Annotated in this window: 11 protein-coding genes; 8 read left to right on the top strand and 3 right to left on the bottom strand. The window is 52.4% G+C overall.

Annotated features, from left to right (window positions below; all coding sequences use genetic code 11):
* The coding region (locus AAG834_RS09855) for a hypothetical protein (RefSeq protein ID WP_342032012.1) at positions 1 to 210 on the top strand (210 nt) is incomplete at its 5' end.
* Positions 211 to 512: 302 nt separating this feature from the next.
* On the opposite strand, the gene AAG834_RS09850 is transcribed toward AAG834_RS09855, so the two are convergent.
* The gene (locus AAG834_RS09850) at positions 513 to 2,537 is read right to left on the bottom strand and encodes an OPT family oligopeptide transporter (RefSeq protein ID WP_342032011.1); all 2,025 of its coding nucleotides are present in this window, start codon (positions 2,535 to 2,537) and stop codon (positions 513 to 515) included.
* On the opposite strand from AAG834_RS09850, the gene AAG834_RS09845 reads away from it, so the two are divergent.
* From AAG834_RS09845 to AAG834_RS09825, 5 genes are all read left to right on the top strand, one after another.
* The gene (locus tag AAG834_RS09845; RefSeq protein ID WP_342032010.1) at positions 2,524 to 2,691 is read left to right on the top strand and encodes a hypothetical protein; all 168 of its coding nucleotides are present in this window, start codon (positions 2,524 to 2,526) and stop codon (positions 2,689 to 2,691) included. The two genes, AAG834_RS09850 and AAG834_RS09845, sit on opposite strands and share 14 nt — an antisense overlap.
* A gap of 482 nt (positions 2,692 to 3,173) precedes the next feature.
* Positions 3,174 to 3,878: a septum site-determining protein MinC gene (minC, locus tag AAG834_RS09840; protein ID WP_342032009.1), complete on the top strand. Its 705-nt coding sequence runs from the start codon at positions 3,174 to 3,176 to the stop codon at positions 3,876 to 3,878.
* 30 nt (positions 3,879 to 3,908) lie between these two features.
* On the top strand, positions 3,909 to 4,724 hold the full coding sequence (gene minD / locus AAG834_RS09835; RefSeq protein ID WP_342032008.1) for a septum site-determining protein MinD: 816 nt from the start codon (positions 3,909 to 3,911) through the stop codon (positions 4,722 to 4,724).
* Positions 4,725 to 4,727: 3 nt separating this feature from the next.
* Complete coding sequence (minE, locus tag AAG834_RS09830) at positions 4,728 to 5,003, top strand: cell division topological specificity factor MinE (RefSeq protein WP_003765670.1); 276 nt, start codon at positions 4,728 to 4,730, stop codon at positions 5,001 to 5,003.
* Between the two features lie 3 nt (positions 5,004 to 5,006).
* Positions 5,007 to 5,927 carry a hydrogen peroxide-inducible genes activator gene (locus AAG834_RS09825; RefSeq protein ID WP_342032007.1) on the top strand — a complete coding sequence of 307 codons (921 nt, stop codon included), beginning with the start codon at positions 5,007 to 5,009 and terminating at the stop codon, positions 5,925 to 5,927.
* A gap of 295 nt (positions 5,928 to 6,222) precedes the next feature.
* Here AAG834_RS09825 and tldD read toward each other — a convergent pair whose 3' ends face one another.
* On the bottom strand, positions 6,223 to 7,665 hold the full coding sequence (gene tldD, locus AAG834_RS09820; protein ID WP_342032006.1) for a metalloprotease TldD: 1,443 nt from the start codon (positions 7,663 to 7,665) through the stop codon (positions 6,223 to 6,225).
* 341 nt (positions 7,666 to 8,006) lie between these two features.
* Between tldD and AAG834_RS09815 the strand changes: the two genes are divergently transcribed.
* Positions 8,007 to 9,380 carry a Na+/H+ antiporter family protein gene (locus AAG834_RS09815; protein ID WP_342032005.1) on the top strand — a complete coding sequence of 458 codons (1,374 nt, stop codon included), beginning with the start codon at positions 8,007 to 8,009 and terminating at the stop codon, positions 9,378 to 9,380.
* Complete coding sequence (locus AAG834_RS09810; protein ID WP_070495389.1) at positions 9,381 to 9,608, top strand: SlyX family protein; 228 nt, start codon at positions 9,381 to 9,383, stop codon at positions 9,606 to 9,608. It begins immediately after the preceding gene.
* Between the two features lie 68 nt (positions 9,609 to 9,676).
* On the opposite strand, the gene AAG834_RS09805 is transcribed toward AAG834_RS09810, so the two are convergent.
* Complete coding sequence (locus AAG834_RS09805; RefSeq protein ID WP_342032004.1) at positions 9,677 to 10,216, bottom strand: DUF924 family protein; 540 nt, start codon at positions 10,214 to 10,216, stop codon at positions 9,677 to 9,679.
* Positions 10,217 to 10,400: the final 184 nt, after the last annotated feature.

Here is a 10,400-nt window from a genome sequence, read left to right as displayed (position 1 = left end):
TGGGAAGCGGTCGATGTGTTTGGCAATCATGGCTTGTGCGGTTTGCCGGAAGAAGGTGCTCATGGAAAATCCCCTAAATGTCTTGATGGGAATTTAGGGGATTTTGGGGAATTTTGCAAAGGTCTCAGGTCGTCTGAAAACTTGAAAGTCGAGTTTTCAGACGACCTTTTTATTGAATCGATACATACTTGGAACAGACCGAACCCGTAGCGTGGGCTTTACCCACGATATGAATGTACGGATACCGCCCAATTTAGATGGTTAAATGACAGATTTCGCAGGCAAAGCCCACGCTACGGATTACTGCAACGGCAACCTGTCCCTTCCCCCGTCCGGCGGGGGAAGGTTAGGATGGGGGTGGTTCTATGACTTTGGGTAAAATCAAATTCGTTTGACCCGTAGAGCCCCCCTCTCCCGCCGGATAAAAGAGCAAGAAGTTACAAATAAAAACAAGGTCGTCTGAAAACCTGAATCCTAAGTTTTCAGACGACCTCTTTATTTTCAAACCCGACTTACTTGATGCGCCCTGCTTTCAACACGCGTTGTGCAAAGAACACCATGCCTGTGATGAAGAATACCAGTCCCAGCCATGATGCGGTGGTTTCCCAGTTTTCCAGACCCAGCGCGAGCGGGGCGTCGGAGCCGCCGTTGGTCACGGAGAAGGCGATGATGAATGCCATCACGACGCCAACCAGGCTTTCGCCGACAATCAAACCGGCGGAGAACAAGGTTCCGATGCGTTCGGCGTTTTTCAGACGACCTTCACGGTTTTCCGCTTTCTTGCCGATGATGTGTTTCAACACCGCCGCCAACACTGCGCCGATCACGATGGGCATATTGACGGACGGCGGCAGGTAAATGCCCATGCCGACCGCGAGGACAGGCAGTGCGCGTTTGCCGCCGGACGATTTTTTCAACACCAAATCGACGACAATCAACACCGCGCCGATCGCGATGCCGGTGAAGATGTACGCCCATTCGAGGTTGTGGGCGAAAATGCCCGAGGCGATGGTCGTCATCAAAGTCGCTTGGGGAGCCGCCAAAGCCTGTGCCGCGTCCATGCCTTCGCGCGGCATTGCGCCGGTAAAGCCGTAGGCTTCGTAGAGCAGTTCCAACACGGGCGAGATGACGAATGCGCCGACGATACAGCCGATAATCAACGCAATCTGTTGTCTCCACGGCGTTGCTTTGAGCAGGTAGCCGGTTTTCAAGTCTTGCAGGTTGTCGTTGGAAATCGAGGCCACGCAGATCACTGCCGAGCCGCAGAACAAGGTCAGCGCCAGCAAGAATTTGCGGTTGGCTTCATCCGCCATCAAGCCGCCGGATTCACCCACGACCAACAACACCAACGAAATGATGACGATGGAAACGATGCCCACGCCCGAAATAGGGCTGGAAGACGAACCGACCAAACCCGCCATATAACCACAGGCGGCGGCAACCAGAAAGCCGATGATGGAAGCCAAAAGTGTACAAACGACCACCAAAAGCCAAGCCATACCGCCTGTAATGTGCGAATCGCCGATAAAGTGATAAAACGATACACCCAAAATCAGCATCATGGACAATACCCAAAAAATCATGGCTTTAGGTGACAAATCCTGTTCGGCGCGTTCCGCAGCAGGCGCGCCGCCGCCGAAACTCTTGAACGACATTTTCAGGCCTTCCAGCATCGGCTTGAGCAGCATCAAAAGCGTCCAAACCGCCGCGATACCGATGGTACCCGCGCCGATAAAGCGTACTTTTTCCTTCCACAGCTTCATCGCAAACGCCGCCATTTCCATATCGGCAGGCTGCGGAATGTGCGATGAAAAATACGGCACGGCAATACCCCAAGCAATCGAAATGCCCAACAGGATGGCGATGCCGCCCGTCAGTCCGACCAAGTAGCCCGCACCCAACAATGCCAGCGAAAACCCCATCGGCAGTTGGAAAATTGCCGTGCCGCTTTTAAACCAATAACTCGCGCTGTCGGCAATCACGCGCAAACCGTTGGAACAAAAGCTCATAAAGCCCGCCAACGCGCCGCCTGCCGCCAGCTCTTTGATGCCGCTGCCGCCCTGACGGCCTTCCTCTTCCTCGTGGCTGCCGACTTTCAAAATCTCCGCCGCCGCCACGCCTTCGGGATAAGGCAACTCGCTTTTCACCACCATCGCGTAACGCAGCGGAATAGTGAAAATCACCCCCAAAATCCCGCCGGCAATGCATAAAAGCGTCGTCTGCCAAAACGGGAAACCGCTCCAATAGCCCGCCATCAGCAAACCGGGCAGGACGAAGATGATGGTCGAAAGCGTACCCGCCGCAGAAGCCTGCGTCTGCACCATATTGTTTTCCAAAATATTGCTGCCTTTGAAAAACTTCAAAACCGCCATCGAAATCACCGCAGCCGGAATCGACGAAGCAAAGGTCAAACCGACTTTCAAACCGAGATAAACGTTTGACGCGGTAAAGATAACGGTAATCAGTGCACCGAGTATCATGCCCCGAAGCGTCAGCTCGCGGTAGTCCGCATAAGGATCGTGAGTGGATTGTGTCATCGTGGATAGCCTTTCGGTTGATAAAAAACTCTACGGCAGGTTCGAACCGGCTGCCGATTCTGCCTTTATGGTGTTGCGGCGGCAAGGAAATGTCAAGTTAGACAAAGAATGTGCAAAGAAAGCGGAAAAGTATAGTGGATTAAAATTGCAATGATACGGCGTTGCCAACACCCTTATGTACTACCCGTACACGGCGGGCGTTGCCGCCTTGTCTCATTTTTATTTTAATCCACTATAAAAGGTCGTCTGAAACCGGTGTCCGCATTTTCAGACGACCTTAACGGTTCAAATCGCCTCACCTAAACCTGAAAAACCTCCGAATCCCACCATTTATTCCTTCAATGACCGACCTTCCTTTATAAAAAAATCTGTCCATCCCGTTGACGGATCGTTCAGATTCAGAGCCTGCTCCGGATTTCAGACGACCTGTTGTCGCTTTTACGCCACTTCAAACAACTTTAAAGATAACGTCATTTCATGACAAAACCTTGCAATCGGCTTGCAATCGTGTTCCAGCCGTGATTTCAACCTGATAGATACAGGAAATTTCACTTCAGACGGCCCAAACGGATTGAATAGCCAAGATTTACACGGTAAACTTATACAATTAAAAAATTTTATGATTTACTCACTATTATGAAACCCGCCTTCGACATAAAGTCAGCCCGGCTTGACGTGCTGGCTATTTACCTGCATACCGCAGACTTGACCGAACTGGAAGAATTTTTGCGCCAACGCGCCGGTCAATACCAAGAATTGGATGTCGTCCCCTTCGTTTTGGATGTGCAGGATTTTGACCATCCTGAGTCATTGGACATCGGTTCCATGATTTCCCTTTTCGCCCGTTACGGCATGCAGATTCTGGGGCTGCGCCACGAAAGCGAATATTGGGCATCCTTCGCAGCACGTTACCATTTGGTTTTCAGCCGTAGCGACAAATCCGAGCCGCAACAGCCCAAAATCAACCAAGAGCCTGCACCCGTTCAGGCAACGGTCATCAACAACCCGACCGTCCTCATCAGCACACCTGTCCGCACCGGACAACAGGTTTACGCGGAAAACGGCGACCTTATCGTTACCGGCATCGTCAGCCAAGGTGCGGAACTCATTGCCGACGGAAACATTCATATCTATGCGCCCATGCGCGGCAGGGCGTTGGCAGGCGCGAAAGGCAACACCAACGCGCGCATCTTCATCCACTCCATGCAGGCGGAACTGGTCTCCGTAGCGGGCATCTACCGCAACTTCGAACAAGACCTGCCCGACCACCTGCACAAAAAAGCCGTACAGGTTTCATTGCAAGACAACCGCCTGGTTATCAGCGCAATCGACACAGAGTAACCATTCCAAGCATTTGATAAAGGAAACATCGTGACAAAAATCATCGTAGTAACTTCAGGCAAAGGCGGCGTAGGTAAAACCACGACCAGCGCCAGCATCGCAACCGGACTGGCTCTGCGCGGCCACAAAACAGCCGTCATCGACTTTGACGTCGGCTTGCGCAACCTCGACCTGATTATGGGTTGCGAACGACGTGTCGTTTACGACTTGGTCAACGTTATCCAAGACGAAGCCACGCTCAACCAGGCCCTGATTAAAGACAAAAACTGCGAAAACCTCTTCATCCTGCCCGCTTCGCAAACCCGCGACAAAGACGCATTGACCCGTGAAGGCGTCGAAAAAGTCATGCAGGAATTGAGCAGCGACAAAATGGGATTCGAATACATCATCTGCGACTCCCCCGCCGGTATCGAACAAGGCGCACTGATGGCGCTCTACTTCGCCGACGAAGCCATCGTTACTACCAACCCCGAAGTATCCAGCGTCCGCGACTCCGACCGCATTTTGGGCATCCTGCAAAGCAAATCCCGCAAAGCGGAACAAGGCGGCACCGTCAAAGAACACCTGCTGATTACCCGCTACTCACCCGAGCGCGTCAGCAAAGGCGAAATGCTGTCCGTACAAGACATTTGCGACATCCTGCGCATCCCGCTTTTGGGCGTGATTCCCGAATCGCAAAACGTCCTGCAAGCATCCAATGCCGGCGAACCTGTCATCCACCAAGACAGCGCGACTGCCGCAGAAGCCTACAAAGACGTTGTCGCACGCCTCTTGGGTGAAAACCGTGAAATGCGTTTCCTCGAAGCCGAGAAAAAAGGCTTCTTCAAACGACTGTTCGGAGGCTAAGTCATGTCATTAATGGATATGTTGTTCGGCAGAAAGCCGAAGACCGCTGCCGTTGCACGCGACCGCCTGCAAATCATCATTGCACAAGAGCGCGCCCAAGAAGGTCAAGCACCCGACTATCTGCCTACCCTGCGTAAAGAATTGCTGGAAGTATTGTCCAAATACGTCAACGTTTCTTTGGACGACATCCGCATTTCCCAAGAAAAACAGGACGGTATGGACGTTCTCGAATTGAACATCACCCTGCCTGAACAAAAAACGGAACAGAAAAAGGCTTAACACATGACCTTGACCGAATTGCGTTACATCGTAGCCGTCGCGCAGGAGCGTCATTTTGGACGTGCCGCGCGCCGCTGCTTTGTCAGCCAGCCCACCCTTTCCATCGCCATCAAAAAGCTGGAAGAAGAGCTGTCGGTGTCCCTGTTTGACCGCAGCAGCAACGACATCATCACCACTGAAGCGGGCGAACGCATCGTTGCCCAAGCCCGCCGTGTGCTGGAAGAAGCCGAGCTGATCAAGCACCTTGCCAGCGAAGAGCAAAACGAATTGGAAGGCGCATTCAAACTCGGTCTGATTTTTACCGTTGCCCCCTACCTTCTGCCCAAGCTCATCATTTCCCTGCGCGAAACTGCGCCGAAAATGCCCCTGATGCTTGAAGAAAACTACACGCACATCTTGACCGAATCGCTCAAACGCGGCGACATCGATGCCATCGTAGTCGCAGAACCCTTCCAAGAGCCTGGCATCGTTACCGAGCCTTTGTATGACGAGCCTTTCTTCGTCATCGTCCCCAAAGGGCACCATTTCGAAGAACTCGATGCCGTTACCACGCAAATGCTGGGTGAAGAACAGGTTTTGTTGCTGACCGAAGGCAACTGTATGCGCGATCAAGTCTTATCAAGCTGTTCCGAGCTTGCCGCCAAGCAGAAAATCCAAGGTCTGACCAACACCCTGCAAGGCAGCTCCATCAACACCATCCGCCACATGGTTGCCAGCGGCCTCGCCATCAGCGTCATGCCTGCTACCGCGTTGACTGAAAACGACCATTTGCTGTTCAGCATCATCCCGTTTTCAGGCTCCGTACCGCACCGCCGCGTCGTTTTGGCATACCGTCGGAACTTCGTCCGCCCCAAAGCATTGACTGCCTTGCGGACTGCCATTCTCAATTCCCATCTTCACGGCGTTACTTTTGTCCAAGAGTAAAGCGCATTGAATGCCGGGCATCGATGAAATCATGCACAGGGCTTTCAATCGTGATGATATTCAACAAGCCGTCGATTTTTTTCGGCGGCTTGTTTTTTGTGTCTCAGCAGATGGATAAGCCAGAAATCGTGTAGAACGTTCGATCAGATAAACTTGTGCTTTAATGCCTTAAAACATGGTTTCCTGCGAACTTGAGCAGGGTAAGGACTCAACAGTTTCCAATCGATAAGCCTACCATCTAATACGAAACGTCGTCTGAAAACCCCATTCAGACGACGTTTTATTTTTAATTGCCTTAAATCTCGCTACCACCGACGGTCAGTCCCGAATCAATCCGCAAGGTCGGTTGTCCGACACCGACAGGAACGCTCTGTCCGTCTTTGCCGCACACGCCGATACCACTATCCAGCGCGGTATCATTACCTATCATGGAAACATGTTTCAACACTTCAGGGCCGTTGCCGATGATGGTTGCGCCTTTGACAGGATATTGCAGTTTGCCGCCTTCGACCCACCATGCTTCGGATGCGCTGAAGACGAATTTGCCGCTGGTGATGTCCACCTGTCCGCCGCCGAAATTGACGGCGTAAATGCCTTTATCGATGGACGCGATGATTTCGTCGGGTTCGTAGCCGCCGTTTTCCATAAAGGTATTAGTCATGCGCGGCATAGGGGCGGAGGCATAGCTTTCGCGGCGGCCGTTGCCGGTGGATTGCGTACCCATCAGGCGGGCGTTGGTTTCGTCCTGCATATAGCCGACCAAGATGCCGTCCTCAATCAATACGGTGCGGCGTGTTTCATTGCCTTCGTCGTCGATATTGAGCGAACCGCGCCTGTCGGCAATGTCACCCTGATCAACGACGGTAACGCCTTTGGCGGCAACGCGCTCACCGATTCTGCCTGAAAAGACACTGGTTTCTTTGCGGTTGAAATCGCCTTCCAAGCCGTGTCCGACGGCTTCATGCAGCAACACGCCCGGCCAGCCGTTGCCCAAGACAACGGTCATTTCGCCTGCGAGCGCAGGGCGGGATTCGAGATTAATCAAGGCTTGTTTGACGGCAGAATCGACAAACTGCCGCACCAAAGTTTCATCAAAATAAGCCAAGTCGTAGCGACCGCCACCGCCTGCGCTACCCTGTTCGCGCCGGTCGCCCTGTTTGGCAATAACGGTAACGTTCAGGCGCACCATCGGACGAATATCTGCCGCGTATCTGCCATCAAGACGGGCGATGTAAATCATGTCGTATTCGCAGGTCAGTCCCGCCATCACTTGCACAATGCGCGGATCGGCGGCTTTGGCAAGCGTTTCCACTTTATTCAATAAGGCAACTTTGGCGGCAGAATCAAGACCGATGATGGGATTCAGCGTCGCATGAACGGATTTGCCGTGTGCAACGGATGGCACTTTGACAGAAGCTTCGCCGCCTGCCGCACCGATAACACGGACGGCTTGGGCGGAACGGTTGATCGAATCGATACACAAACTGTCCGCATAGGCAAAAGCGGTTTTTTCTCCCGAAACAGCGCGCACACCCACACCCTGATCGATTTGGAAACTGCCTGATTTGACGATGCCCTCTTCCAAATGCCAGCTCTCAAAAGCAGTGCGCTGGCAGTAAATGTCGGCGTAATCGACGTGATGCGCGCCGATGATGCTCAGGCTTTTGGCGAGCAGCTCGGGAGAAAGGTGATTGGCTTCGAGCAAATCGCGCTGTACGGTAGCGTAAGTTGAGTGCATGGTTTTCAGACGACCTTAAGGGCTGGATAAACTTGGGGCTTGATTATACGGCATTTGTTCTCTTTCTAGTCGAATAGATAACAAGCGCAATCAAGTTTCCGTACTGACCTGACAGGCGGCGGACTAAGCTGCATCATGCCTTACGATTTTCTTGAGATTGAACCGGAACGCTTGGACCGCTTTATACTTGAGGTCGTCTGAATCGGCTGCCTGCACATTCCATCCTATTCATTTGCATGAATAATCGGCTTGCCCTAGCCCGTTAAATCATGTTAGGTTATGATGTTTCTTTTTAATATGTGAACGGATGGTCTGAGGGTCGTCTGAAACGGAGAAAAGGCATGAATGCCGTAGTAGTTGCAGTAATCGTTATGCTCGTGTTGTCGCTGTCGCGGGTACACGTCGTATTGAGCCTGACTGTCGGTGCGTTCGTCGGCGGACTGGGGGCGGGAATGCCGCTGGAAAACATCGTGGATACCGCAGGCAATGTCACTCAGTCGGGGATTATTCCCGTGTTTAACGAAGGCTTGAAGGGCGGCGCGCGGATTTCTTTGTCTTATGCGATGCTCGGTGCGTTTGCGATGGCGATTACCTATTCGGGGCTGCCGCAGCAGCTTGCGGGCGGCATTATCCGCAAACTCAACAACAGTCAGGATGCCGCGAAAGGCGAAAGTTCGGTGAAATGGACGCTGTTGCTGATTATTTTGGCGATGGGCATTATGAGTCAAAACGTCGTGCCTATCCATATCGCGTTTATTCCGATGATTATTCCGCCGCTTTTGCTGGTGTTTAACCGTTTGAAAGTCGACCGCCGCCTGGTGGCGTGTGTGATTACGTTCGGTTTGGTGACGACTTATATGTTCCTGCCTTACGGCTTCGGTACGATTTTCTTGAACGACATCCTCTTGGGCAACATCAAATCTGCGGGCATGGATGTAAAAGACATCAGTGTCATGCACGCGATGGCGATTCCTGCGCTGGGTATGGTGGCGGGGCTGCTGGCGGCGTTTGTCCACTACCGCAAATCACGCATTTATCAAACCAATACTGTCGATACGGAAGACAACCGCGAAGCATCCGAACAGCCCCAGCCTTCGGCTTACCGCAGTCTGGTGGCGGCAATCGCGATCGGTGTGTGTTTTGCGATTCAGTTGATGTATAAAGATTCGCTGGTGTTGGGCGCGATGTTGGGTTTTGCCGTCTTCATGATGCTCGGTGTGATGAACCGCAATGCCGCCAGCGATGTGTTCGGCGAAGGCATCAAAATGATGGCGATGGTCGGTTTCATCATGATTGCAGCGCAAGGTTTTGCGGCAGTCATGACCGCGACAGGCGAGATCAAACCGCTGGTTGAACACAGTATGCAGCTTTTCGGCGGCAATAAAGGCATGGCGGCATTTGCCATGTTGTTTGTCGGATTATTGGTCACCATGGGCATCGGCTCTTCTTTCTCCACTTTGCCGATTATTACCGCGATTTATGTGCCGCTGTGTATCAGCCTCGGCTTCTCGCCGCTGGCAACCGTCGCCATCGTCGGTACGGCGGGCGCGTTGGGCGATGCCGGTTCGCCCGCGTCCGACTCGACGCTCGGCCCGACCATGGGTCTGAACGCCGACGGACAACACGACCACATCCGCGACTCCGTCATCCCAACCTTTATCCACTACAATATCCCGCTGATGATTGCCGGCTGGATTGCCGCGATGGTGCTGTAAATGAGCGAAATGGACGAATTGGAACACCGCATCATCGAGCTGGAAATCCAAACCGCGCTTCAGGAAGACTTAATCGGCAGCCTGAACGATACGGTGGCGAAAATGCAGCAGACGCTGGATTTGCAGCAGGCGCAGTTGAGGCTGCTTTATCAGAAAATGCAGGACAAAGGCGCAAACGGAGAGCGCGAACCTTACAGCCTGCGTGATGAAATTCCGCCGCATTATTGAAGCGGAAATATGAAAGAAGGTCGTCTGAAAAATGGTTTTCAGACGACCTTCAAATTTTAAAACCCAAATTAAAATGACGAACCTTCCTGTTTCAAAAATTCCGCCTCTTCCTCCGTGCTTTCACGCCCCAATACGGCATTGCGGTGCGGATAGCGTCCGAAGCGGTCGATGATGACTTTGTGTTTGATTTCAAAATCCAATGCGTGTCCGTCGGTATAGCGTTCAAACAGCGGAACGGCTTGTTCGTGGACAACTTGGCTTTCGCTGTGCATCAACGGCATAAGCATGAAATGGCGTTCGTATAGCAAGAGGTCGACGAAACCGGGCTGACGGACGGCTTCTTGGGCAAGGATAAGTGCGGCCAAATCTTGGGCAAATGCTTGAGGACTGTTGCGAAACAGGTTGCGCGAGAATTGGTCGAGCAGGATGATTTCGGCGAGCCTGCCTTGCAGGGTGTCGCGCCAGTGTGCAAGCTCGCCACGGACCGCCTGTTGCCAGACATCAAAAAATCGCGCGCGAATTTCGGCATCGAATTCATCGTTTTTGGCAAACAGAAAAGGACGGTTTTCTTCGACAAACCAGAAGTCTAAGACGGTTTGGGGTGTCATGAACATTCCTTGCAATAGAGGATTATAGTGGATTAAATTTAAATCAGGACAAGGCGACGAAGCCGCAGACAGTACAGATAGTACGGAACCAATTCACTTGGTGCTTCAGCACCTTAGAGAATCGTTCTCTTTGAGCTAAGGCGAGGCAACGCCGTACTGGTTTAAAGTTAATCCACTATATTAA

This window comes from Neisseria sp. Marseille-Q2251 (assembly GCF_940793045.1).
Lineage (GTDB): Bacteria > Pseudomonadota > Gammaproteobacteria > Burkholderiales > Neisseriaceae > Neisseria.
The sequence above is the reverse complement of the archived record's forward strand: the minus strand, read 5'-3'. Positions and strand labels throughout refer to the sequence as shown.

Bases quoted from the DNA above. Each gene is read 5' to 3' on its own strand.
- minC (WP_342032009.1), top strand. From the start codon at position 3,174: ATGAAACCCGCCTTCGACATAAAGTCAGCCCGGCTTGACGTGCTGGCT.
- AAG834_RS09810 (WP_070495389.1), top strand. From the start codon at position 9,381: ATGAGCGAAATGGACGAATTGGAACACCGCATCATCGAGCTGGAAATC.
- AAG834_RS09850 (WP_342032011.1), bottom strand. From the start codon at position 2,537: ATGACACAATCCACTCACGATCCTTATGCGGACTACCGCGAGCTGACG.
- AAG834_RS09825 (WP_342032007.1), top strand. From the start codon at position 5,007: ATGACCTTGACCGAATTGCGTTACATCGTAGCCGTCGCGCAGGAGCGT.
- AAG834_RS09805 (WP_342032004.1), bottom strand. From the start codon at position 10,216: ATGACACCCCAAACCGTCTTAGACTTCTGGTTTGTCGAAGAAAACCGT.
- tldD (WP_342032006.1), bottom strand. From the start codon at position 7,665: ATGCACTCAACTTACGCTACCGTACAGCGCGATTTGCTCGAAGCCAAT.
- minE (WP_003765670.1), top strand. From the start codon at position 4,728: ATGTCATTAATGGATATGTTGTTCGGCAGAAAGCCGAAGACCGCTGCC.
- AAG834_RS09815 (WP_342032005.1), top strand. From the start codon at position 8,007: ATGAATGCCGTAGTAGTTGCAGTAATCGTTATGCTCGTGTTGTCGCTG.